18 protein-coding genes, 1 pseudogene and 1 riboswitch are annotated in these 22,420 nt (G+C 68.9%); of the genes and pseudogenes, 9 read left to right on the forward strand and 10 right to left on the reverse strand.

From position 1 onward, the window contains the following. Positions 1-113 precede the first annotated feature (113 nt). The 3 genes from RN02_RS06255 (at position 114) to RN02_RS06265 (ending at position 2,949) form a co-directional block, all read left to right on the forward strand. Complete coding sequence (locus RN02_RS06255; protein WP_043313791.1) at positions 114-1,580, forward strand: amino acid permease; 1,467 nt, start codon at positions 114-116, stop codon at positions 1,578-1,580. A gap of 39 nt (positions 1,581-1,619) precedes the next feature. Further along, a riboswitch (yybP-ykoY riboswitch) is annotated at positions 1,620-1,760 on the forward strand. Positions 1,761-1,837: 77 nt separating this feature from the next. Continuing rightward, complete coding sequence (locus RN02_RS06260; protein ID WP_089391151.1) at positions 1,838-2,419, forward strand: TMEM165/GDT1 family protein; 582 nt, start codon at positions 1,838-1,840, stop codon at positions 2,417-2,419. Positions 2,420-2,505: 86 nt separating this feature from the next. Next, a complete protein-coding gene (locus RN02_RS06265) occupies positions 2,506-2,949 on the forward strand; it encodes a ketosteroid isomerase-related protein (protein WP_043313657.1) in 444 nt (147 codons plus the stop codon). Positions 2,950-3,340: 391 nt separating this feature from the next. On the opposite strand, the gene RN02_RS06270 is transcribed toward RN02_RS06265, so the two are convergent. Together RN02_RS06270 and RN02_RS06275 are read right to left on the reverse strand one after the other, a co-directional pair. Beyond that, positions 3,341-4,324: an NAD-dependent epimerase/dehydratase family protein gene (locus RN02_RS06270; protein ID WP_043273600.1), complete on the reverse strand. Its 984-nt coding sequence runs from the start codon at positions 4,322-4,324 to the stop codon at positions 3,341-3,343. A 79-nt stretch (positions 4,325-4,403) separates the two neighbouring features. Then, positions 4,404-5,225: a M48 family metallopeptidase gene (locus tag RN02_RS06275; RefSeq protein ID WP_043273599.1), complete on the reverse strand. Its 822-nt coding sequence runs from the start codon at positions 5,223-5,225 to the stop codon at positions 4,404-4,406. 192 nt (positions 5,226-5,417) lie between these two features. Here RN02_RS06275 and RN02_RS06280 point away from each other — a divergent pair, with 192 nt between their 5' ends. Next, positions 5,418-7,559, forward strand: a complete 2,142-nt coding sequence (locus RN02_RS06280; protein WP_043313659.1) for a methyl-accepting chemotaxis protein — start codon at positions 5,418-5,420, stop codon at positions 7,557-7,559. A 577-nt stretch (positions 7,560-8,136) separates the two neighbouring features. On the opposite strand, the gene hemH is transcribed toward RN02_RS06280, so the two are convergent. Next, complete coding sequence (gene hemH / locus RN02_RS06285) at positions 8,137-9,162, reverse strand: ferrochelatase (RefSeq protein WP_043313661.1); 1,026 nt, start codon at positions 9,160-9,162, stop codon at positions 8,137-8,139. Positions 9,163-9,171: 9 nt separating this feature from the next. After that, a complete protein-coding gene (locus RN02_RS06290; RefSeq protein ID WP_043313664.1) occupies positions 9,172-10,098 on the reverse strand; it encodes a TIGR01777 family oxidoreductase in 927 nt (308 codons plus the stop codon). 267 nt (positions 10,099-10,365) lie between these two features. Between RN02_RS06290 and RN02_RS06295 the strand changes: the two genes are divergently transcribed. The 4 genes from RN02_RS06295 to phrB all read left to right on the forward strand — a co-directional run bounded on the left by RN02_RS06295 (position 10,366) and on the right by phrB (position 14,801). Beyond that, the gene (locus RN02_RS06295; RefSeq protein ID WP_043313667.1) at positions 10,366-11,349 is read left to right on the forward strand and encodes an NAD(P)/FAD-dependent oxidoreductase; all 984 of its coding nucleotides are present in this window, start codon (positions 10,366-10,368) and stop codon (positions 11,347-11,349) included. Positions 11,350-11,465: 116 nt separating this feature from the next. After that, positions 11,466-12,437 (forward strand): YbgA family protein, encoded by a 972-nt coding sequence (locus RN02_RS06300; RefSeq protein ID WP_043313669.1) that lies wholly within the window; start codon positions 11,466-11,468, stop codon positions 12,435-12,437. Then, on the forward strand, positions 12,427-13,377 hold the full coding sequence (locus RN02_RS06305; RefSeq protein ID WP_043313670.1) for a MerR family transcriptional regulator: 951 nt from the start codon (positions 12,427-12,429) through the stop codon (positions 13,375-13,377). The genes RN02_RS06300 and RN02_RS06305 overlap by 11 nt, the downstream gene beginning before the upstream one ends. After that, positions 13,374-14,801, forward strand: a complete 1,428-nt coding sequence (phrB, locus tag RN02_RS06310) for a deoxyribodipyrimidine photo-lyase (protein WP_043313671.1) — start codon at positions 13,374-13,376, stop codon at positions 14,799-14,801. Before RN02_RS06305 ends, phrB begins: the two co-directional genes overlap by 4 nt. A gap of 316 nt (positions 14,802-15,117) precedes the next feature. On the opposite strand, the gene RN02_RS06315 is transcribed toward phrB, so the two are convergent. The 6 genes from RN02_RS06315 to hemA all read right to left on the reverse strand — a co-directional run bounded on the left by RN02_RS06315 (position 15,118) and on the right by hemA (position 20,504). After that, positions 15,118-15,642 (reverse strand): acyloxyacyl hydrolase, encoded by a 525-nt coding sequence (locus tag RN02_RS06315; RefSeq protein ID WP_009617456.1) that lies wholly within the window; start codon positions 15,640-15,642, stop codon positions 15,118-15,120. 126 nt (positions 15,643-15,768) lie between these two features. Beyond that, positions 15,769-16,563, reverse strand: a complete 795-nt coding sequence (gene murI, locus RN02_RS06320; RefSeq protein WP_043313672.1) for a glutamate racemase — start codon at positions 16,561-16,563, stop codon at positions 15,769-15,771. Beyond that, the gene (locus RN02_RS06325; protein ID WP_043313674.1) at positions 16,556-17,326 is read right to left on the reverse strand and encodes a molybdopterin-synthase adenylyltransferase MoeB; all 771 of its coding nucleotides are present in this window, start codon (positions 17,324-17,326) and stop codon (positions 16,556-16,558) included. The genes murI and RN02_RS06325 overlap by 8 nt, the downstream gene beginning before the upstream one ends. Next, positions 17,320-18,150: a peptide chain release factor N(5)-glutamine methyltransferase gene (gene prmC, locus RN02_RS06330; protein ID WP_009617451.1), complete on the reverse strand. Its 831-nt coding sequence runs from the start codon at positions 18,148-18,150 to the stop codon at positions 17,320-17,322. Before prmC ends, RN02_RS06325 begins: the two co-directional genes overlap by 7 nt. Before the next feature lie 6 nt (positions 18,151-18,156). Next, entirely contained in the window at positions 18,157-19,239 is a 1,083-nt protein-coding gene (gene prfA / locus RN02_RS06335; RefSeq protein WP_043273586.1) for a peptide chain release factor 1, read from the reverse strand. Next, positions 19,236-20,504, reverse strand: coding sequence for a glutamyl-tRNA reductase (gene hemA, locus RN02_RS06340; protein ID WP_043273585.1), 1,269 nt, complete (start codon positions 20,502-20,504; stop codon positions 19,236-19,238). The genes prfA and hemA overlap by 4 nt, the downstream gene beginning before the upstream one ends. Before the next feature lie 189 nt (positions 20,505-20,693). Here hemA and RN02_RS06345 point away from each other — a divergent pair. After that, positions 20,694-22,413: pseudogene (locus tag RN02_RS06345) on the forward strand (tetratricopeptide repeat protein). Positions 22,414-22,420 lie beyond the last annotated feature (7 nt).

The raw sequence follows: 22,420 nt of genomic DNA on the forward strand, positions 1-22,420 counted from the left end.
TCGCCGCAGCCCCACTACACTCCACCCAGACCGAAAGGGCGCGCCGGGCCGGCGCGCCTCACGAGCCGAGGATCGCCGTGAAAAGCACCGTGAAAGAAGCCGAGCTGACCTTCGTGAAGTCGCCGGAAAAGACCCCAGCGCACCTGAAGCGTTCGCTCAAGCCCAGGCACCTGAACATGATCGCCATCGGCGGCTCGATCGGCACCGGGCTGTTCGTCGCCTCCGGCAGCACCGTCGCCACCGCCGGCCCCGGCGGCGCGCTGCTGGCCTACGCGCTGATCGGCCTGATGGTGTTCTTCCTGATGACCAGCCTGGGCGAGATGGCCGCCTACATTCCCGACTCCGGTTCCTTCTCCACCTACGGCAGCCGCTTCATCGACGAAGGCTTCGGCTTCGCCATGGGCTGGAACTACTGGTACAACTGGGCGGTGACCATCGCCGCGGAACTGGTGGCCGCGCAACTGGTGATGCACTTCTGGTTCCCCGAGGTGTCGGGTATCTACTGGAGCGCCGGCTTCCTCGCCATCATGTTCGGCCTCAACTTCTTCTCGGTGAGGGGCTTCGGCGAGAGCGAGTTCTGGTTCGCGCTGATCAAGGTGGTGGCCGTGGTGATCTTCATCGGCATCGGCCTGGCCAGCATCTTCGGCATCATGCACGGCATCGACTCCCCCGGCTTCAGCAACTTCACCACCGGCGACGCGCCCTTCGTCGGCGGCCTGCAGGCCATGGTCGGGGTGGCGATGATCGCCGGCTTCTCGTTCCAGGGCACCGAGCTGATCGGCGTCGCCGCCGGCGAGTCGGAGCACCCGCACAAGTCGATCCCCATCGCCATCCGCCAGGTGTTCTGGCGGATCCTGATGTTCTACATCCTGTCGATCTTCGTCATCGGCATGCTCATCCCCTACACCGATCCGAACCTGCTCAAGACCGACAGCAGCGACATCAGTACCTCGCCCTTCACCCTGCTCTTCGAGCGCGCCGGCCTGGCCGCGGCGGCCGGGGTGATGAACGCGGTGATCCTCTCGGCGATCCTCTCCGCCGGCAACTCGGGGATGTACGCCTCCACCCGCATGCTCTACACCATGGCCCTGCATGGCCAGGCGCCGCGCCTGTTCCAGCAGATCTCGCAGAGCGGCGTGCCGCGCTACGCGCTCTACGCCACCACGCTGGTCGGCGGGCTGTGCTTCCTCACCAGCTTCATCGGCGACAAGACCGTCTACACCTGGCTGCTCAATACCTCGGGCATGTGCGGCTTCATCGTCTGGCTGGGCATCGCCATCTCCCACTACCGCTTCCGCAAGGGCTACCTGCTGCAGGGCGGCAAGCTGGAAGACCTGCCCTACCGCGCCAAGTGGTTCCCCTTCGGCCCGCTGTTCGCCTTCGCCCTGTGCCTGGCGATCACCCTCGGGCAGAACTACCAGGCGTTCGTCGGCGAGACGATCGACTGGACCGGGCTGGTCGCCACCTACGTCAGCCTACCGCTATTCCTCGTCATCTGGTGGGGCTACCGCCTGAAGAACGGCAGCCGCTTCGTCCGCTACGAGGAGATGGACGTCACCTCCGGCCGCGACGTCGACTGAACGCCGGGCTTGCCCAAGCCGGACGACTTGGGCAGAATGCGCCCCGTCCTAGGGGAGTAGTCTCCCGCGAGCGGTTCCCGCCCTCGCCCGGCACGCGTCAACACACTTGGTCCGCAGACCATGGCGCGTGCGGCCTCAAGGCCCGCAGCAGTCGGGCCCGGGTTTGACAAGACCTATGACACGAGCGATCCGACCCGGGGTGGGCGGATGGCACGTGTCATTGGTGATTAGTCGACCCGCCCCCTTAGGAAAGCCTGATGGAATCCCTGTTCGTCCCCATCCTGGTGGTTGCCCTCGCCGAAATCGGCGACAAGACGCAACTGCTCGCCCTCGTCCTCGCCGCGCGCTTCCGCAAGCCCTGGCCGATCATCGCCGGCATCGTCGCCGCGACCCTGGTCAACCACTTCGCTGCCGGCGCCGTGGGCAAATGGGTCTCCACCTTCTTCTCCGAAGCCGCCCTGAGCTGGCTGCTGGCCGCATCCTTCCTCGCCGTGGCGGCCTGGACCCTGGTGCCGGACAAGCTGGATGACGACGAAGAAGGCGGCCTGAAGAGATTCGGCCCCTTCCTCACCACGCTGATCGCCTTCTTCCTCGCCGAGATGGGCGACAAGACCCAGGTCGCCACCGTGATGCTGGCCGCGCAGTACCCGCACTTCTGGCTGGTGGTACTGGGCACCACCATCGGCATGCTGCTGGCCAACGTGCCGGTGGTGCTGGCCGGCAACTTCGCCGCCGAGCGCCTGCCGCTGGCGCTGATCCGCCGCCTGGCCGCCTGCGCCTTCGCCGTCCTGGGCCTGGCCGCAGCCTGGCACGCCGCCAAGCTGTCCGGGCTGTTCTGACAGCTGCTCCGGCATGGCGGCCAATGCTGCCGCCACGCCTTCGTCCTATAGTTGTGGCTGTCGTCCCTTCGCTGAAGGAAACAGCCATGACCGACAAGGACCTGAAACGCCTCGCCCGCCAGCACATCGACCTGAGCTGGAACAAGGGCCGTCTGGCCCTGGCCACCCAGTTGCACAGCCCGGACTTCCTCTACAAGAGCAGCTTCTCCGCCCAGCCCCTGGACAGCGCCGGCTACCGGCAGTTGATCGAGGGCATCCGCGCGTCCATGGACGACCTGGAAGTGGTGGTCGAGGAATGCATAAGCGAGGGCCACAAGGTGTTCACCTGGAGCACCCTGGTGGGCACCATCAGCCGCCCCGCCTTCGGCTACCCGGCCAGCGACAAGGTGGTCAGCATCCCCGGCATGGCCCTGTGGCTGTTCAACAGCCACGGCAAGCTGCAGGAGTTGTGCACGCTGATCGACATGGAAAGCTTCCGCAGCCAGATGGGCCTGCAGAACCGTCCGCTGGCGGAGCAGGCGTTGCCCTGAGGCAGCGGCCTTCTATTGTAGGAGCGCGCCCTGCGCGCGAAATCGCGGGCAGGGCCCGCTCCTACAGTTTCCGGTGAGGCACGGAGTTTCCCCGTAGGAGCGGACCTTGTCCGCGATAGCCGGACATATCGGCGCGATTCGCGGATAGGATCCGCTCCTACGCCGCCCCACCCACGCCATTCCAATGTAGGAGCGCGCCCTGCGCGCGAATCGCGGGCAGGGCCCGCTCCTACAGTTTCCGGTGAGGCACGGAGTTTCCCCGTAGGAGCGGACCTTGTCCGCGATAGCCGGACGTATCGGCGCGATTCGCGGATAGGATCCGCGCCGCCCCACCCACACCATTCCCCTGTAGGAGCGCGCCCTGCGCGCGAATTGCGGACAAAGTCCGCGCCTACAGGTACCCGTTGGCGCGGAACCAGTCGATGGCCCGCTGCAGGGTGTCTTCCAGCGGCACGTGGCTTTCGAAGCCCAGCTCCTCGCGGGCCTTGCGTCCGTCGAGGAACTGCCCGCCGGCCATCACCTCGATGGCGGTTTCGTCCAGCAGCGGCAGCTTGCCGGTCAGGCGGTAGCGCCAGCGGCCCAGGGTGGCCAGGGCGCGGGCGCGGTGCAGCGGCATCGGCTGCGGCGCCGGGCGGCCCAGCAGGTGGGCGATGGTGGCGGTGAGCTCGGCCATCTCCACGTTGTGCCCGGTGAGCAGGTAGCGCTCGCCGATGCGCCCGCGCTCCAGGGTCATCAGCAGGCCGCGCCCCGCTTCGCCGGCATCGATCACGTTGCGCCGGCCCGGCACGTAGTGGGACATCTCGCCGCGGCCGATGGCGGTGATCAGGCGCCCGGTGGTCGGGCCCATGTCCAGCTCGCCCAGCACCATGCCGGGAATCCCGATCACTACCGGCAGGCCGCCGCGGGCCTGCTCGCGGGCCTGTTCGTCCAGCGCCCACTTGCACATCACGTAGGCGCTCTTGCCGGTGGGCAGGCTCTCGTAGAACAGCCCCTCGTGGCCGGGCAGGCCCTGGGGGTGCGGGGGCATGGCGAAGGCGGAGCCGACGTAGAGGATGCGCGGCACCTTGTTGTGCAGGCAGGCCGCGTAGAAGTGGTTGGTCTGGTCCAGGGCGCTGGCCACCTCCTCCTGCCAGCGGCGCGGCCGCTGCGGGTAGTAGCCGGCGCTGAAGATCACCGCATCGAGCCCGCTCAGGGCGCGCTCCAGCCCCTTGTAGTCGAACAGTTCGGCGACCCGGCACTCCGGCTCCAGGTAGGCCAGGCGCTGGATCTGCGAGGACGGGCGGTGGATCAGCACCAGCTGGTGGCCGGCGGCCTTGATGGCGCGCGCGGCGTGGTGGCCGAGGAGCCCGGTGGCTCCGAGTACTGCGATTTTCACTGGCGCTCCCTGGTGGTGGTCGAACCGGCCGCGTCGGCGGCCGGCTGCAACGGATCGACGGCGTCGATCCCCCCGCTCGTCAATTGCGGCCCTTGGCCTGCTCGTACAGCGGCATCACCTTGGGAATGGCGGCCTGCAGGTTGGCCATGCGCGTGCTGTCCGCCGGGTGGGTGCTGAGGATTTCCGGCGGCGCGTCGCCACCGGCCTGGCCCATCTTCTGCCACAGCGTCAGCGCGGCCTGGGGGTTGTAGCCGGCGCGGGCGGCCAGCTCCAGGCCGATGAGGTCGGCCTCGGTCTCGTTCTGCCGGCTGTTGGGCAGGGTCAGGCTGTACTGCACCACCTGGTCGGCCAGCTGCTTGCTGGTCTCGCCCAGGCCCAGCAGCGCGCCGCCGAGGTTCTCGCCCATCTGCACGGCGTAGGCGCGGGACATCTGCTCGCGGCCGTGCTCGCGCAGGGCGTGGGCGATCTCGTGGCCCATCACCGCGGCGATCTCGTCATCAGTGAGCTTCAGCTGATCGATCAGGCCGCTGTAGAAGATGATCTTGCCACCGGGGCCGCAGTTGGCGTTGAGCTCGTCGCTCTTGATCACGTTGACCTGCCAGTCCCAGCCCGGGGCGTCCTGGCGAAACGCGCCGGTCTGCGGAATCAGCCGCGCGGCCACGGCCTTGACGCGCTTGGCGTCGCTGCTGTCGTTGTCCAGCTTGCCCGCCGAAGTCGCGTCAGTGAGGGTCTTCTGGTACGACTGCGAGTACATCTGGTCGACCTGCTGGCTCGACAGCATGCTGAACATGTACTGCTTGCGCTCGACGCCGACGGCGCCGCCGCTGGTGGTGTTGACCTGCTGGCACCCGGCCAGGAGCAGGGCGGCGGCCAGGCCGGTGAAGCGGAATAGGCTGGGCATGATGCTCTCCTGAAGCAATGCAATCTCCCTTGGACAGCGCGCAATGGTAGGCCGCCCCCCGATGGCCGGCAACCGCTCCGCAAAGGAGACGACACAAGGGCGTTACAACCCATTACAGGCATTTCCTAAGGAAACTCTGAAGTCCTGCCGATACAGCGGAACAGGCTGTCCCTGGTACGCGAGTATTTCGCCATGAAGTTCAAGTCGATCCAGTTTTCCGTGGTGGCGTTGGCCGGGGCCAGTGTCCTGGCTGTGGTGGCTGCGTTGGTACTCTATGCCCTGTTCGCCGGCGGGCGCACCCAGACGCTGGTGCAGGAGCGCACCCAGGCGCTGCTGGAGAAGGTCATCAACGAACGCCTGGTGGCCCTGGCGCGCGCCCAGGCCAGCCAGATCCAGCGCGAGCTGGAATACCCGCTGACGGTGGTCAAGGGCCTGGCCCAGGCCAACATGCTGATGGACGGCAAGGATGCCGAAGGCAAGCCGCTGCTGGGCATCAGCCGCGGCGAGATGTCCAACCTGCTGCGCCAGACCGTGCAGCAGAACCCCAAGCTGCTGGACGCCTTCGCCGGCTGGGAACCCGGTGCCTTCGCCGGCCCCGACAGCCTCTACGCCGGGCAGACCGGCGCCGGCTACGACGCCAGCGGGCGCTTCATGCCCTGGTGGTACCGCAAGGCCGACGGCAGCCTCACCGTGGAAGCCATGGGCGACACCCTGGAAAGCCAGAAGGTGCTGCCCACCGGCGTGCGCGAGGGCGAGTACTACCTGTGCCCGAAGGAACGCCACAAGCCCTGCGTGATCGACCCCGCGCCCTATGAAATGGGCGGCAGAATGGTAATGATGTCGTCCTTCAACGCGCCCATCATGGTCGACGGCCAGTTCCGCGGCGCGGTGGGCGCTGACCTGTCCCTGGACTTCATCCAGGAGCTGCTCAAGGCCGCCGACGCCACCCTCTACGACGGCGCCGGCGAGCTGGCGCTGATCTCCGCCAACGGCCGCCTGGTGGCCTACACCAAGGACGCCGGCAAGCTCGGCGAACCGGCCGACAAGGTGCTGGACGCGAGCCAGGCCGCCAGCCTCGGCAAGCTGCAGGGCGAGCAGCCGCTGTACCAGCAGGACGAGGCCCGCGACACCATCGCCGTGTTCCTGCCCTTCGCCATCGGCGACACCGGCACGCGCTGGACGCTGATGCTGGAGATCCCGCGGCAGGCCGTGTTCGGCGAACTCAAGCAACTGCAGGGCGCGCTCAAGGCGCAGAGCGATTCCGACACCCTGGGCATGACCCTGGTCGGCCTGCTCATCGCCGCCGGCGGCCTGCTGGTGATCTGGCTGGTGGGCCACGGCATCGCCCGGCCGCTGCGCCAACTGGTCGGCATGCTCGACGACATCGCCCAGGGCGAAGGCGACCTGACCCGCCGCCTGTCCAGCGAGCGCGCCGACGAGCTGGGCTCCATCGCCCGCGGCTTCAACACCTTCCTCGGCAAGCTGCAGGGCATGATCGGCCAGGTGGTGACCTCGGTGCAGCACGTCAGCGACTCCTCCGAGCACACCGCGGACATCGCCATCCGCACCAACCAGGGCGTGCAGAAGCAGTTGGCGGAAATCGAACTGGTGGCCACCGCCGTCCACGAGATGACCACCACCGCCCAGGACGTGGCGCGCAACGCCACCCACGCGGCGGAAGCGGCCAGCCACGCCGACCAGGCCGCGCACCAGGGCAAGCAGATCGTCGAGAGCAGCTCGGCGGCGATCCAGGCCCTGGCCACCGAGATCGGCCGCGCGGTCGGCGTGGTGCAGTCGCTGGCCCGCGACAGCGAGAACATCAACGCCATCCTGGTGGCCATCCGCGGCATCGCCGAGCAGACCAACCTGCTGGCGCTCAACGCCGCCATCGAGGCGGCGCGGGCCGGCGAGCAGGGCCGCGGCTTCGCCGTGGTGGCCGACGAAGTGCGCAACCTGGCGCAGAAGACGCAGCAGGCCACCGAGGAAATCCAGAGCATGATCCAGCAGCTGCAGAACGGCACCCGCGAAGTGGTGCAGGTGATGCAGCAGAGCCAGGAGAAGACCGACGACAGCGTGCGCCACGCCCACGAGGCGGCCCAGGCGCTGGAGTCGATCACCCAGGCGGTGTCGGTGATCAACGACATGAACACCCAGATCGCCAGCGCCGCCGAGGAACAGAGCGCGGTAGCCGAGGACATCAACCGCAACGTCGCCAACATCGGCCTGGTCGCCAACCAGGTGGCCGGCGGCGCCGACGAGGCCTCCCAGGCCAGCGCCGAGCTGACCAAGCTGGCCGAGCAGCAGCGCCGGCTGGTGAATCAGTTCAAGGTGTAGGGCCTGGTTGCCGCCCTGAATCGGCATCCCAGGTCAGCCCCGGAGGCGCCGGGGACCGAGGCCAAACGGCGGATAACGCCGTAGGCGTTATGCGCCCTACGCCAGGCCCGACCTTGACGTAGGGCGCATAACCGTTCGCGGTTATCCGCCGATACACCGGGGCCACAGCCAACGCCCAGGCCAACCCCGGAGCCGCCGGGAACCAAGGCCAAGCGGCGGATAACGCCGTAGGCGTTATGCGCCCTACGCCAGGCCCGACCATGACGTAGGGCGAATAACCGTTCGCGGTTATCCGCCGATACACCGAGGCCACAGCCAACGCCCAGGCCAACCCCGGAGGCGCCGGGAGTCGAGGCCAAGCGGCGGATAACGCCGTAGGCGTTATGCGCCCTACGCCAGGCCCGACCGGGACGTAGGGCGAATAACCGTTCGCGGTTATCCGCCGATACACCGGGGCCACAGCCAACGCCAAGGCCAGCCCCGGAGCCGCCGGGCCAAAGCCGAGCCATGGTGATGGGTATCGCTTCGCTCAACCCATCCTACGACGACGTCTCTCCTGCGGGCGCAAAGCCGGCCGTCAGAGCGGCTCCGGCAACCGCTCGCACAACCGCGCCAGCGCCAGCGCCCAGGCCTGCTGGTCGTTCAGGCAGGGGATCAGCACCAGCTCCTCGCCGCCGGCGGCAATGAACTGCTCGCGGCCGCGCTGGCCGATTTCCTCCAGGGTCTCGATGCAATCGGCGACGAAGGCCGGGCACATCACCAGCAAACGCTTCACGCCCTGCTTCGCCAGGACTTCCAGTTGCGCGTCGGTGTAGGGGCCGATCCACTTGGCGCGGCCCAGGCGCGACTGGAACGACACCGACCAGCGGCCCTTCTCCAGGGCGGCGTTCTCGGCGAACAGCTCCGCGGTGCGCAGGCACTGGCTGCGGTAGCACAGCGCCAGGACCTCCGGGCGCACGTGGCGGCTGTCGGCGGCGTCGAGGTCATGCTTGCGGTCGCCCACCAGCTTGCGGATGTGCCGCTCGGGCAGGCCGTGGAAGCTCAGCAGCAGGTGGTCGTAGGGTTGCTCCAGGTAGGGCTGCACGCTGGTCAGCAGGGCCTGCTGGTATTCCGGCTCGGCGTAGAACGGCGGCAGCACCAGCAGGTGCATGCCGTGCAGGCCGAGCTGGCGGATCAGCCGGCGGGCCTCCTCGATGACGGTGGTGGTGGTGCTGTCGGCGAACTGCGGGTACAGCGGCGCCAGGGTCACCTGGCGCACGCCCTGCTCGTAGAGGTCCAGCAGGGCGCTCTCGATGGACGGCTGACCGTAGCGCATGGCCAGCGCCACCGGGCCGTGCGGCCAGTACTTGCGCATGACCTGCTGCAGGCGGCGGCTGATCACCACCAGCGGCGAGCCCTGGTCCCACCAGATGGAGGCATAGGCGTGCGCCGACTCCTCCGGGCGCTTGCGCAGGATCAGCGACACCAGCAGGCGCCGCGCCGGCCAGGGCAGGTCGACGACGTACGGGTCCATGAGGAACTGGTCCAGGTAACGGCGCACGTCGGCCACCTCCGTCGAGGCCGGCGAGCCCAGGTTGACCAGCAGCAGGGCGTTGAGGGTCATGCAGCATCCTTAGTGACGGTGGGCGGCGGCCGCCGGGCGATGCGCGAGGACATCGGCGAGGGCGGCCGGCAGATCGTTGTAGCGGAACACGAAGCCGGCTTCCAGCAGGCGCCGGGGCTCCACGCGCTGGCCGCCGAGCAACAGCAGCGACAGCTCGCCGAGCAGGGTGCGCAGGGCGAAGGCCGGCACGCCCAGCAGGGTCGGGCGGTGCAGCGCCTGGCCCAGGGCCCGGGTGAAGTCGCGGTTGCGCACCGGCTGCGGCGCGCACGCATTATACGGACCGCTGGCGTCGCTTAGCTGCAAGAGAAAATCGATCAGGCCGATCATGTCCTCGATGTGCACCCAGGACATCCATTGCCGGCCGTTGCCCAGCTGGCCGCCCAGGCCGAAGCGGAAGGCCGGCACCAGGCGCGCGAGGAAACCGCCCTCCGGCGCCAGCACCAGCCCGGTGCGCAGGCGCACCACGCGGATGCCCAGGCCCTCTGCCTGCATGGCGATCTGTTCCCAGGCCAGGCACAGCTCGCTGGCGAAATCCTCGCCGGCCGCCGCGCTGCCTTCGTCCAGCGGACGCTCGCCGGCGTCGCCGTACCAGCCGACCGCCGAGCCGCTGATCAGCACCGATGGCCGCTGGCTGCGGCCTTCCAGCCACTCCACCAGGCGCTCGGTAAGGCGTACCCGGCTGTCCCACAGCAGCGCCTTGCGCCGCGACGTCCAGGGCCGCTCGGCGATGGGCTCGCCGGCCAGGTTGACCACCGCGTCGACCTGTTCGTCGCCCACCGCCTCGAAGCTGGAAACGCCCCGCACCTCGCGCCCGCAAAGCTCGGCGACGCGCTCCGGACGGCGGCTGAGCACCGTCAGCCGATGGCCGGCGGCGCTCCAGTGGCGGCACAGGCGGCGGCCGATCAGGCCGGTACCGCCGGTAATGAAGATGTGCATCTGAACCTCCTTGCGCTGAACTCCCACACCTACCATCAGTCTGGACGAGGGAACGACGCTTGCATTACTGCACCCGTCCGAGTGTGGCGAACGTCTACGCTGTAAATGCCGGAACCGATACGCGACGCCCCCGAAGGAATGGCCGCGAAGCGTGGACGAAATTCCGCTCGACCGTTCGAACGGCGACCGAACAACTATACAAATAAAACAGATTGTACAAGGCTGTTCGACTCGCTAACCTGAACACAACAACCTACGAGGCATGTCATGAGCGCCCCCATTGCCATCATTGGCACCGGAATCGCCGGACTTTCAGCCGCCCACGCCCTGCTCGACGCGGGACAGGAAGTCCAGCTCTTCGACAAGGGCCACGGCAGCGGCGGCCGCATGGCGAGCAAGCGCAGCGATGCTGGCGCGCTCGACCTCGGCGCCCAGTACTTCACCGCCCGCGACCGCCGCTTCCTCGACGCCATCCAGCACTGGCGCGACGCCGGCTGGGTCGCTGAGTGGAACCCGGCCCTGTACCAGTACCGCGACGGCATGCTCAGCCCATCGCCGGACGAGCAGCCGCGCTGGGTCGGCACCCCGCGCATGAGCGCCATCACCCGCGCGCTGCTGCAGGGGCTGCAGGTCACCTTCTCCTGCCGCATCACCGAAGTCTTCCGCGGCCAACAGCACTGGCACCTGCAGGATTCCGAAGGCTGCAATCACGGCCCGTTCAGCCACGTCCTGGTCGCCACCCCGGCGCCGCAGGCCGCGGCGCTGCTGGCCGGCGCGCCCAAGCTGGCGGCGGCGGCGGCGAGCATCGCCATGGAGCCGACCTGGGCCGTGGCCCTGGGCTTCGCCGAGCCCCTGCAGACGCCGGTGCAAGGCTGCTTCGTCCAGGAAGGCCCGCTGACCTGGATGGCCAGCAACCGCTGCAAGCCCGGCCGCGACGAACACATGGACACCTGGGTGCTGCACGCCAGCAGCAGCTGGAGCCGGCAGAACATCGACAAGCCCAAGGAAACCGTCATCGAGCACCTGCTGGGCACCTTCGCCGAGATGATCGGCTGCGCGGTGCCCGAACCGGTGTTCGCCCTGGCCCACCGCTGGCTCTATGCCCGGCCGCTGGAAGCGCACCAGCTGGGCGCGCTGGCCGATGCCGACCTGGGCATCTACGCCTGCGGCGACTGGTGCCTCTCCGGCCGCGTCGAAGGCGCCTGGCTGAGCGGCCTGGAAGCCGCCCGCCGCCTGCTGCAACACCTCTGAGCCCGACGGCGCCCGCCTGGGCGCCGCACCCTGTACAAATGATTTGCGACTGTACAACGTTCGGCCTATGCTGAAAGTAGTTGTACACGCGAAGCCTATTTGTACAGGGTCAGACCATGCCCACCTCCCCTTCCCGGCCCAAGCTCGGCATCAGCGCTTGCCTGCTCGGCGCGAACGTCCGCTACAACGGCGGGCACAAAGCTTCGCGCCTGTGCCTGGAGGACTTCGCCCGGCATTTCGACTTCGTCCCGCTGTGCCCGGAAGTCGCCATCGGCCTGGGCGTGCCGCGCCCTACCCTGCGCCTGGTCGGCGAGGCCGCGCAGCCGCGCGCGGTGGCCAGTGCGGTAGATAGCCGCGATGCGACCCTGGACCACAGTGCGGCATTGCGTCGCTATGGCGCGGAACAGGCCGGCCAGTTGAGCGAGCTGGGTGGCTTCATCTTCATGCAGAAGTCCCCCTCCTGCGGCCTGCACCGCGTCAAGCTCTACGCGGAAGATGGCCAGCCGCCCATGGCCGGCGCCCGCGGCCTGTTCGCCGAAGCCTTCTGCGCCGCCCGCCCCGAGCTGCCGGTGGAGGAGGAAGGCCGCCTGCACGATCCCCGCCTGCGCGAGAACTTCGTCACCCGCGTCTACGCCCATCTCGACTGGCTCGCCCTGTGCCGCGAGGGGCTGACGCACAAGGCGATCCTCGACTTCCACTCGCGCCACAAGTACCAGTTGCTCGCCCACGCCCCGCGCCAGTACGCCGAGCTGGGCCGGCTGCTGGCGGACATCGGCCGCTATCCGGCGGAGCAGTTCGGCCCGCCTTACTACCGGGCCTTCAGCCAGGCGCTGGGCCACTGCGCCAGTAGAGGCAGCCACAGCAACGTGCTGCAGCACTTGGCCGGCTACCTCAAGCGCGCCCTGGGGGCGGACGACCGCGCCGAACTGCAGCGGCTGATCGAACAGTACCGCCACGGCGAGGTACCGCTGGTGGTGCCCCTGGCGCTGCTCAAGCACCACTTCCGCCGCCACCCGCACCCGTACATCGCCCGCCAGGCGTACCTGCAACCCCACCCCGAGGCCCTGGGTCTACGCAATGCCATCTGAACCGAGCAACACCCTTCCCGACGATTATCGCCAGGCGCTGGCCGCCGGCTGGCTGCCGATCAGCGAAGTGGCCCGGCGCACCGGGGTGAACCCGGTGACGCTGCGCGCCTGGGAACGCCGCTACGGGCTGGTCGTCCCCCAGCGCACCGCCAAGGGCCACCGCCTGTACTCCGCCGAGCAGCTGGAGCGGATCCGCCGCGTGCTCACCTGGCTGGAGCGCGGCGTGGCGGTCGGCAAGGTGCGCGACCTGCTCGACGAACCGCCACGGACGGCAGCCGATACCCACTCGCCCTGGGACGACCTGCGCCGGCAGGCGCTGAGCGCCATCGCCCGGCTCGACGAGCCACGCCTGGACGAGCTGTTCAACGGCGCGCTGTCGATCTACCCGGCGCAGACACTGTGCGAGCACCTGATGCTGCCATTGCAGCGCGACCTCCAGCTACGCTGGCAGGGCCAGTTCGGCAGCGGCCTGGAGCGCCTGCTCTACCACTCCTGGCTGCGCAGCAAGCTGGGCGGCCGCCTGTATCACTACAACCGCCAGCACCAGGGGCGGCCCTTGCTGCTGGTGAACCAGTCGGAACACCCGCGGGAAACCGGCCACTGGCTGTGCGCCTGGCTGGCCAGTTCCGCCGGCTGCCCGGTGCAGGTGTTCGACGGCCCGCTGTCCTGCGCCGAGATCGCCCTGGTCGAGCAGCGCCTGAACCCGCGCGCCCTGCTCCTCTATTCCGACCAGAGCCTGAGCCCGGCGCAGCTGTCGCGCCTGCTCGCCGGCTGCATCTGCCCCACCCTGCTGGTGGGCGCCAGCGTGGACATCCATGCCCAGGAGCTGGCCGAGCTGCAACGTGAAAGCCACCCGGGCCTGCACCTGGCGCAGGACCCGCTGCAAGCGCGCGCCACCCTGCACGCCCTGGGCCTGCTCAACAGCGGGGGCGGCGAATGAGGCGCCAACTGCTCTGGCTGCGCAGCGACCTGCGCGTGCGCGACAACAGCGCCCTGGCCGCCGCCGCGCAGGCCGGCCCGGTCGTCGCCTGCTACCTGCTCAGCCCCGGCCAGTGGCGCGCCCATGACGATTCACCGAACAAGGTCGACTTCTGGCTGCGCAACCTGCAAGCGCTGCAGCGCGACCTGGCGCAGCTGAACATCCCGCTGCTGCTGCGCGAGGCGGATACCTGGAGCCAGGCGCCGGAAGTGCTGCTGCAGCTGTGCCTTAGCCTGGGCATCGCCGCGGTACGGGTGAACGAGGAGTACGGCATCCACGAAAGCCGCCGCGACGAGGCGGTGAAACGGCGCCTGGCCGAAGCCGGCGTCGGCTTCCACAGCCACCTGGACCAGTTGCTGTTCGCCCCCGGCAGCCTGCTCACCCGCGGCGGCAGCTACTTCCAGGTCTTCAGCCAGTTCCGCAAGCTCTGCTACCAGCGCCTGGCCACTGCCCTGCCCAGTTGCCTGCCGGTACCGCCAGCGCAGGCGCCGCTGGAGGTGGACAGCGACCCCGTGCCGGGGGAACTGCCCGGCTTCACACCCAGCGCAGCCCTGGCGCGGGAGTTCTGGCCCGCCGGGGAAAAGGCGGCCGGCGAACGCCTGGCCGGCTTCGCCGAGGATGGCCTGGCGCACTACCACGAAAGACGCGACCGCCCGGACCTCGACGGCACCAGCCAGCTCTCCGCCTACCTGGCCGCCGGCGTGCTCTCGCCGCGCCAGTGCCTGCACGCGGCACTGGCGAACAACCGGGGCGAATTCGAGAGCGGCGGCCCGGGCCCCGTGGCCTGGATCAACGAGCTGCTCTGGCGCGAGTTCTACAAGCACATCCTGGTCGGCTTCCCGCAGGTCAGCCGCGGCCGCGCCTTCCGCGCGCCAACCGAGGCCCTGCCCTGGCGCCACGCGCCGGCCGAGCTGGAAGCCTGGCAGCAGGGCCGCACCGGCTTCCCGATCATCGACGCGGCGATGCGCCAGTTGCTGGCCACCGGCTGGATGCACAACCGCCTGCGCATGCTCACCGCCATGTTCCTCAGCAAGAACCTGCTGATCGACTGGCGCGAAGGCGAACGCTGGTTCATGCGCCACCTGGTGGACGGCGACCTGGCGGCGAACAACGGCGGCTGGCAGTGGAGCGCCTCCACCGGCACCGACGCCGCGCCCTACTTCCGTCTGTTCAACCCGCTGGCGCAGTCGCGCCGCTTCGATCCCCACGGGCGTTTCCTGCGCCAGTGGCTGCCGGAGCTGGCCGGCCTGGACAACGAAAGCCTGCACGAGCCATCGCGCCTGGGGCTGTTCGGCGCGCCCGGCTACCCGGCGCCGATGCTCGATCTGGCGGCGAGCCGCGAGCGGGTGCTGGAGGCCTTCCGCAATCTGCCGGGAGCTGCCTAGTCCGCCTACGTTGCAGGCGAACATGGCTTCTCGGGACCTGTAGCGGGCCCTGCCCGCGATTTCGCGCGCAGGGCGCGCTCCTACATTGGAATGGCGCGGGTGGGGCGGCGTAGGAGATTCATCCGCGAATCGCGCCGGGGTGTGACAGGGTCCGGAAGAAGCACCCCGTAGGATGGGTTGAGCGAAGCGATACCCATCGCCATGACCGCATGGGTTTCGCAAGCTCAACCCATCCTACGAAAAACCCTTTGGCGTAGTCGGCAAGCGGGCATGAAAAAACCGGCCACCAGGGCCGGTTTTTTCGCACAGCTAGAACTTACAGCGGATGGCTGTAGAACAGGCTGTAGGACTCGATGCCGTCGTTGGGCATCGCGAGCCCGGCATTCGAGTAGTGGATGGCGCGGATGCCCACCGACTGGCCGCCGGCGAACTTCAGGCCGAAGCCCAGGCGGTCTTCGAAGGCGAAGGCGCTGCCCAGGTCATGGTCGCCGACCTCGGAGCCGGTGAAGCCAGCGATGCCGATGCCGGCCTCGATGAAGGGCTTCACGCTGTCGCCGTTGAACTGGTAGACGAACACCGGCGCGACGGACAGCGAATAACGGGCGCCCGCGCGGTCGCCGGCCCCCCAGTAGGTGACGCCGGTGTCCCAGTAGCCGGTCAGGTGGCCGGTACTGCTTTCCCACCAGGTCTTGTCCCAGTCGAAACTCGCGCCCAGGCGCAGGGTCATGTCGCCCTGGCCGGTGGCGCCTGCCGCGGCGGTCAGATTCGCGGCCTGCGCTGCGCCGGCGGCACCCACCATCATGATTGCGGCCAAGGCGGCCAGCGAGAGTAGCTTCTTCATCGAAAGATCCTTATGGATAAGCTGAATGAAAAATCCCCGCGAATAGCTAATGATTATAAGGCGATTTGCCAGATATGGCCTGCGAAATGTCAGCGCATTGTTACGTATGCGCGGAAACTTCCTTGCTCAATCGGCAAAAAAACTGACCGATTCATCAAGGCCCCACAGCACCGGCAACACCCTCTCGAACATCTCGACCGCCCCGCTGGTGAAGAAGTGCGTTTTTTTTGCCGGCCCCCGCGCCTCCAGGCCACGGCTGGCCAGCGACGCCTGCAGGTGGCGGGCCACTGCGGCGCCGGTGTCGATCAGCGATACGCCGGGCGGCAGCATCCGGCCCAGCAGCGGGCGCAGGAAGGGGTAATGGGTGCAGCCGAGGATCAGGGTGTCGCAGCCTTCGGCCAGCAGCGGCGCGACGAAGCCCTGGAGCAGCTCGCGGGTCTGCGGCCCGTCCAGATCGCCGGCCTCGATGCGCTCGACCAGCCCCGGGCAGGGCTGGGTGATCACCCGCACGTCGCTGGCGAAGCGGTCGAGCAGCGCGGCGAAGCGCGCGCTCTTCAAGGTGCCGGTGGTGGCCAGCACGCCGACCACGCCACTGCGCGTTGCAGCGGCGGCCGGTTTCACCGCCGGCTCCATGGCCAGGATCGGCAGCTGTGGATAACGCTCGCGCAGGTCGGAGGCCGCCGCCGCGGTGGCGGTGTTGCAGGCCAGCACCAGGGCCTTGCAGTCGCGGGCGATGAGGAATTCGGCGATGCGCCGGCAGCGCTCGCGGATGTATTCCGGGGTTTTCTCGCCGTAGGGCACGTGGCCGCAGTCGGCCAGGTACACCAGCGATTCGTCCGGCAGCCGCGCGCGGATCTCGCGCAGCACCGAAAGGCCGCCGACGCCGGAGTCGAAGACCCCTATCGGCCGCTCGTCAGCCATGCGCCACGCCGCAGACCGCGCACTGCGGGTCGCGCTTGACGCGCAGCTCGCGGAAGCGCGTGCCCAGGGCGTCCACCAGCAGCAGGCGGCCCACCAGCGGCTCGCCGAAGCCGGCCAGCAGCTTCAGCGCCTCCAGCGCCTGCAGGCTGCCGACCAAGCCCACCAGCGGCCCGGCCACGCCGGCTTCGCTGCAGGTCAGCTCGGCTTCGCTGCCGTGGCCGTAGAGGCAGTGGTAGCAGGGGCTGTCGTCGCGGCGCGGGTCGAACACCGAGAGCTGGCCTTCCAGGCGGATGGCCGCGCCGCTGACCAGCGGCTTGCCGGCGGCGACGCAGGCGGCGTTGACCGCCTCGCGGGTGGAGAAGTTGTCGCAGCAGTCCAGCACCAGGTCGACCTGGGCCAGCACCGCGGCCAGGGAATCCTCGTCCAGCGCCTGGCGGTGCGGCACCAGCTTCACCTGCGGGTTGATGGCGGCCAGGCGGGCCATGGCCGAGTCCACCTTGCTGCGCCCGACCTGGGTGCTGTCGTGCAGCACCTGGCGCTGCAGGTTGGTCAGGTCGACGCTGTCGAAGTCGGCCAGGTGCAACTCGCCGACGCCGGCCGCGGCCAGGTACAGCGCCACCGGCGAGCCCAACCCGCCGAGGCCGACGATCAGCACGCGGGCCTGTTTCAGGCGCAGCTGGCCGTCGACGTCGATCTGCGGCAGGAGGATCTGCCGGCTGTAACGCAGCAGTTCTTCGTCGTTCAACTCTTGGTCGTTCAACATGGCAGGCGCCCCAGGCTGATGCGTTCGTGGCCACCGAGGTCGCGGCGGCTCTCCACTTCGCTGAAACCGTTGCCCAGCAGCAGGTCGCGCACCGCCGCGGCCTGGTCGTAGCCGTGCTCCAGCAGCAGCCAGCCGCCCGGTTCGAGGAAGCGCGGGGCCTGGGCGACTATCAGGCGGATGTCGTCGAGGCCGTCGTGGCCGGCCACCAGCGCACTCTTCGGCTCGAAGCGCACGTCGCCCTGCTGCAGGTGCGGGTCGCTGCCGGGGATGTACGGCGGGTTGCCGACGATCAGGGCGAAGCGCTCGCCTTCCAGGGCGGAGAACCAGTGGCTCTGGCGGAAGCCGACGTTGGCCAGGCGCAGGCGCTCGCGGTTGCGTTCGGCCAGGGCCACGGCCTCGGGAATACGGTCGACGCCGCTGACCTGCCAGCTCAGGCGCTCGCAGGCCAGGGCCAGGGCGATGGCGCCGGTGCCGGTGCCCAGGTCGAGCACCCGCGCCGGGCTGGCCGGCAGCAGTTGCAGGGCGGTTTCCACCAGCAGTTCGGTGTCCGGACGCGGGATCAGGGTGTGCGGCGCCACTTCCAGGTCCAGGCTCCAGAAGCCCTGGCGGCCGAGGATGTAGGCCACCGGCTCGCCGGCGCGGCGGCGCGCCAGCCAACCTTCGAAGCGCTCACGCACCTCACGGTCGACCACCCGCTCCGGCCAGGTGCGCAGGAAGCTGCGCGGCTTGCCCAGGGCGGCGGCCAGCAGCAGCTCGGCGTCCAGGCGCGCGCTGGGCGAATCCGGCAGTTGCGCTTCGGCGAGCAGAGTCATGATGGTGGCCATGGCGCCTCAATCCCCCAGGGCGGCCAACTGGTCGGCCTGGTATTCCTGCAGCAGCGGCTCGATCACCTGCTCCACTTCGCCCTCCATCACCTCGCCCAGGGAGTACAGGGTAAGGTTGATGCGGTGGTCGGTGACCCGCCCCTGGGGGAAATTGTAGGTGCGGATGCGCTCGGAGCGGTCGCCCGAGCCCACCAGCAGCTTGCGGGTGCTGGCGATGGCCTGCTGCGCCGCGGCCTGCTGCTGGTCGTTGAGCTTGGCCGCGAGCCAGGCCATGGCCTTGGCGCGGTTCTTGTGCTGCGAGCGCTCCTCCTGGCACTCGACCACGATGCCCGAGGGAATGTGGGTGATGCGCACGGCCGAGTCGGTCTTGTTCACGTGCTGGCCGCCGGCGCCGGAGGAGCGATAGGTGTCCACCCGCAGGTCGGCCGGGTTGATCTCGATGGCCGCCTGCTCGTCGGGCTCCGGCAGCACCGCCACGGTGCAGGCGGAGGTGTGGATGCGGCCCTGGGACTCGGTGGCCGGCACGCGCTGCACGCGGTGCGCGCCGGATTCGAACTTGAGCTTGGCGTAGACGTTGTCGCCCTCGACGCGGGCGATCACCTCTTTATAGCCGCCGTGTTCGCCCTCGTTCTCCGAGAGGACCTCGACACGCCAGCCCTGGCGCTCGGCATAGCGCGAATACATGCGGAACAGGTCGCCGGAGAAGATCGCCGCCTCGTCGCCGCCGGTACCGGCGCGGATTTCCAGGAACACGTTGCGCCCGTCGTTCGGGTCCTTGGGCAGCAGCATGCGCTGCAGGGCGTCTTCCAGCTCGGCCAGGCGCGCCTTGGCGCTGGCGACTTCTTCCTCGGCCATTTCGCGCAGGTCCGGGTCGCTGTCCTTGAGCAGCGCCTGGGCGCCCTCCAGGTCGGCCTGGGTCTTGCGGAAGTCGCGGAACGCCAGGATCACCGGCTCGACTTCGGCGAACTCGCGGGAATAGGCGCGGAACTTGGTCTGGTCGCTGATCACCTCGGCGTCGCCGAGCAGAGCGGTGAGCTCCTCGTAGCGGTCGCTGAGGGTGTCCAGCTTGGTCAACAGGGAGGCTTTCATCGCTTCTCAGGGCCCTCGTCGAGGGCGAACAGTTCCTGGGCCAGGGCCAGCGCATCGATGCGGCCCTCGGCGGAGAGTTTCTTCATCTGTACGCTGGGCGCGTGCAGCAGTTTGTTGGTCAGGCCGCGGGCCAGCTGGGCGAGGATGTCCGCCGGGTCGCCGCCGTTGGCCAGCAGGCGCTGGGCCTTCTGCAGTTCCTCGTCGCGCAGGCGTTCGGCCTGCTGGCGGTAGGCGCGCAGCACGTCCACCGCGGCCAGCTCGCGCAGGCGCTGCATGAATTCGTGGACGCCGTCGCCGACCAGCTCCTCGGCGGCCTGGGCGGCGCCCTGGCGGCTCTTGAGGTTTTCCGCGACCACTTCGTGGAGGTCGTCGACGCTATAGAGGTAGACGTCGTCCAGCTCGCCGACTTCTGGCTCGATGTCGCGCGGCACGGCGATGTCGACCATGAACATCGGCTTGTGCCGGCGCTGCTTGAGCGCCCGCTCCACCGCGCCCTTGCCGAGGATCGGCAACTGGCTGGCGGTGGAACTGATGACGATGTCGCTGTGCGCCAGGTGCTCGGGCATGTCCGCCAGCAGGATCGCCTCGGCGCCCAGCTCCTGGGCCAGCAGGCTGGCGCGCTCGAGGGTGCGGTTGGCCACCACGATGCGCTTCACGCCCTGCTCGTGCAGGTGGCGGGCGACCAGGGTGATGGTCTCGCCGGCGCCGATCAGCAGCGCCTGGCTGCGGTGCAGGTCGCTGAAGATCTGCCGCGCCAGGCTGACCGCGGCGAAGGCCACCGACACCGGGTTCTCGCCGATGGCGGTGTCGGTGCGCACGGTCTTGGCGGTGCTGAAGGTGGCCTGGAACAGGCGGCCGAGCATCGGGCCTATGGTGCCGGCCTCGCGGGCCACGGCGTAGGCGGACTTCATCTGGCCGAGGATCTGCGGCTCGCCGAGCACCATGGAGTCCAGGCCGGCGGCCACGCGCATCATGTGGCGCACCGCGTCCTCGTCCTGGTGCACGTAGGCGCAGTTGCGCAGCTCGTCCAGGCTCAGGCGGTGGTAGTCGGCGAGCCAGGCCAGCACGTCCTCGGCTTCCGGATGCTCGATCTCCAGGTACAGCTCGCTGCGGTTGCAGGTGGAGAGGATCGCCGCCTCGCGGCTGGCGGTCAGCCGGCAGAGCAGCTGCAGGGCCTCGACCATCTGCCCGGGGGTGAACGCCACGCGCTCGCGGACGGCCACGGAAGCTGTCTTGTGGTTGATGCCAAGGGCAATGAAGGCCATGCGGGATCGCTGAGGTAATTCGGGAAGCCCGCAATTGTCCTACGTCGACCGGTGGAGGACAACCACCGCAATACAAGCAGCCGATCTGTGCGTCTATGCTGGGTTTGGCGGCCCCCACCCCATGGGCTTGCCGAATGGCTTATGTCATGATGGGGCACAACCCGCCGTTCAGGTCCCTCTCTTTCGTCTATGAACAAATCCCTAGCGCTGCTGACCGCCCTGCTGCTGCTCGGTGGCTGCCAATCCATGCTGCACAAGGAACCGGCGCCGAAACCGGCCAAGGACAGTGCGGCCAGCGCGGAGAAGGGCCGCAAGTACGGCTCCTTCAGCGAGGACACCCTGTACTCCCTGCTGGTGGCGGAGATCGCCGGCCAGCGCAACCGCTTCGACATCGCCCTGGCCAACTACGTCGACCAGGCCAAGCAGACCCAGGACCCGGGCGTGGCCGAGCGCGCCTTCCGCATCGCCGAGTACCTGGGCGCCGACCAGGAAGCCCTGGACACCTCGCTGATTTGGGCCAAGGCCGCCCCCGACGACCTCGACGCACAGCGCGCTGCCGCCCTGCAACTGGCGCGCACCGGCCAGTACGACGAATCCATGGTGTACATGGAGAAGGTCCTCAACGGCCAGGGCGACACCCATTTCGACTTCCTCGCCCTGTCCGCCGCGGAAACCGACGCGGACACCCGCGCCGGCCTGCTGCAGAGCTTCGACCGCCTGCTGAAGAAGTACCCCGACAACGGCCAGCTGCTGTTCGGCAAGGCCCTGCTGCTGCAGCAGGACGGCCGCCCGCAGGAGGCCCTGAGCCTGCTGGAGAGCAAGCCGGCCAGCCGCCACGAGGTGGCGCCGATGCTGCTGCGCGCGCCTGCTGCAGAGCATGAAGCGCAGCGACGAGGCCCTGCCGCTGCTCAAGGCCGGCATCAAGGAACACCCGGACGACAAGCGCGTGCGCCTGGCCTACGCCCGCCTGCTGGTGGAGCAGAACCGCCTGGACGACGCCAAGGCCGAGTTCTCCGCCCTGGTGCAGCAGTTCCCCGACGACGACGACCTGCGCTTCTCCCTGGCCCTGGTGTGCCTGGAGGCCCAGGCCTGGAACGAAGCCAAGGTCTACCTGCAGGAACTGGTCGAGCGCGACAGCCACACCGACGCCGCGCACTTCAACCTCGGCCGCCTCGCCGAGGAGCAGAAGGACCCGGAAACCGCACTGAAGGAATACGCCCAGGTCGGCCCGGGCAACGACTTCCTCCCGGCGCAGCTGCGCCAGAGCGAAATCCTCATGGACTCCGGGCGCAGCGCCGAAGCCTCGCGGCGCCTCGCCGAGGCCCGCGAGCGCCAGCCCGACTACGCCATCCAGCTGTACCTGATCGAGGCCGAGGGCCTGTCCAACCGCAACCAGACCGACCGCGCCTGGCAGGTCATCGAGCAGGGCACCAAGCAGTTCCCCGACGATCTCAACCTGCTCTACACCCGCTCCATGCTGGCGGAGAAGCGCGACGACCTGGTGCAGATGGAGAAGGACCTGCGCCTGATCATCCAGCGCGAGCCGGACAACGCCATGGCGCTCAACGCCCTGGGCTACACCCTGGCCGACCGCACCACGCGCTACGACGAGGCCCGCGAGCTGATCCAGAAGGCCCACCAGCTGAACCCGGACGACCCGGCCATCCTCGACAGCCTGGGCTGGGTCAACTACCGCCTGGGCAACCTCGACCAGGCCGAAACCTACCTGCGCCAGGCCCTGGAGAAGTTCCCCGACCACGAAGTGGCCGCCCACCTGGGTGAAGTGCTCTGGGCCCGCGGCAAGCAGCGCGAGGCCCGCGAAGTCTGGAGCACCGCCCTGCAGAACCAGCCCGACAGCCCGGTGCTGCGCGACACCCTGCTGCGCCTGACCGGGTCCAAGACCCCCTGAGATTTCC

It is taken from the genome of Pseudomonas sp. PI1 (assembly GCF_000812405.1).
GTDB lineage: Bacteria > Pseudomonadota > Gammaproteobacteria > Pseudomonadales > Pseudomonadaceae > Pseudomonas > Pseudomonas citronellolis.

Bases quoted from the DNA above. Each gene is read 5' to 3' on its own strand.
- RN02_RS06305 (WP_043313670.1), top strand. From the start codon at position 12,427: ATGCCATCTGAACCGAGCAACACCCTTCCCGACGATTATCGCCAGGCG.
- RN02_RS06300 (WP_043313669.1), top strand. From the start codon at position 11,466: ATGCCCACCTCCCCTTCCCGGCCCAAGCTCGGCATCAGCGCTTGCCTG.
- hemH (WP_043313661.1), bottom strand. From the start codon at position 9,162: ATGACCCTCAACGCCCTGCTGCTGGTCAACCTGGGCTCGCCGGCCTCG.
- RN02_RS06260 (WP_089391151.1), top strand. From the start codon at position 1,838: ATGGAATCCCTGTTCGTCCCCATCCTGGTGGTTGCCCTCGCCGAAATC.
- phrB (WP_043313671.1), top strand. From the start codon at position 13,374: ATGAGGCGCCAACTGCTCTGGCTGCGCAGCGACCTGCGCGTGCGCGAC.
- RN02_RS06315 (WP_009617456.1), bottom strand. From the start codon at position 15,642: ATGAAGAAGCTACTCTCGCTGGCCGCCTTGGCCGCAATCATGATGGTG.
- RN02_RS06325 (WP_043313674.1), bottom strand. From the start codon at position 17,326: ATGTTGAACGACCAAGAGTTGAACGACGAAGAACTGCTGCGTTACAGC.
- murI (WP_043313672.1), bottom strand. From the start codon at position 16,563: ATGGCTGACGAGCGGCCGATAGGGGTCTTCGACTCCGGCGTCGGCGGC.
- RN02_RS06265 (WP_043313657.1), top strand. From the start codon at position 2,506: ATGACCGACAAGGACCTGAAACGCCTCGCCCGCCAGCACATCGACCTG.
- hemA (WP_043273585.1), bottom strand. From the start codon at position 20,504: ATGGCCTTCATTGCCCTTGGCATCAACCACAAGACAGCTTCCGTGGCC.
- RN02_RS06290 (WP_043313664.1), bottom strand. From the start codon at position 10,098: ATGCACATCTTCATTACCGGCGGTACCGGCCTGATCGGCCGCCGCCTG.
- prfA (WP_043273586.1), bottom strand. From the start codon at position 19,239: ATGAAAGCCTCCCTGTTGACCAAGCTGGACACCCTCAGCGACCGCTAC.
- RN02_RS06275 (WP_043273599.1), bottom strand. From the start codon at position 5,225: ATGCCCAGCCTATTCCGCTTCACCGGCCTGGCCGCCGCCCTGCTCCTG.
- RN02_RS06280 (WP_043313659.1), top strand. From the start codon at position 5,418: ATGAAGTTCAAGTCGATCCAGTTTTCCGTGGTGGCGTTGGCCGGGGCC.
- RN02_RS06295 (WP_043313667.1), top strand. From the start codon at position 10,366: ATGAGCGCCCCCATTGCCATCATTGGCACCGGAATCGCCGGACTTTCA.
- prmC (WP_009617451.1), bottom strand. From the start codon at position 18,150: ATGGCCACCATCATGACTCTGCTCGCCGAAGCGCAACTGCCGGATTCG.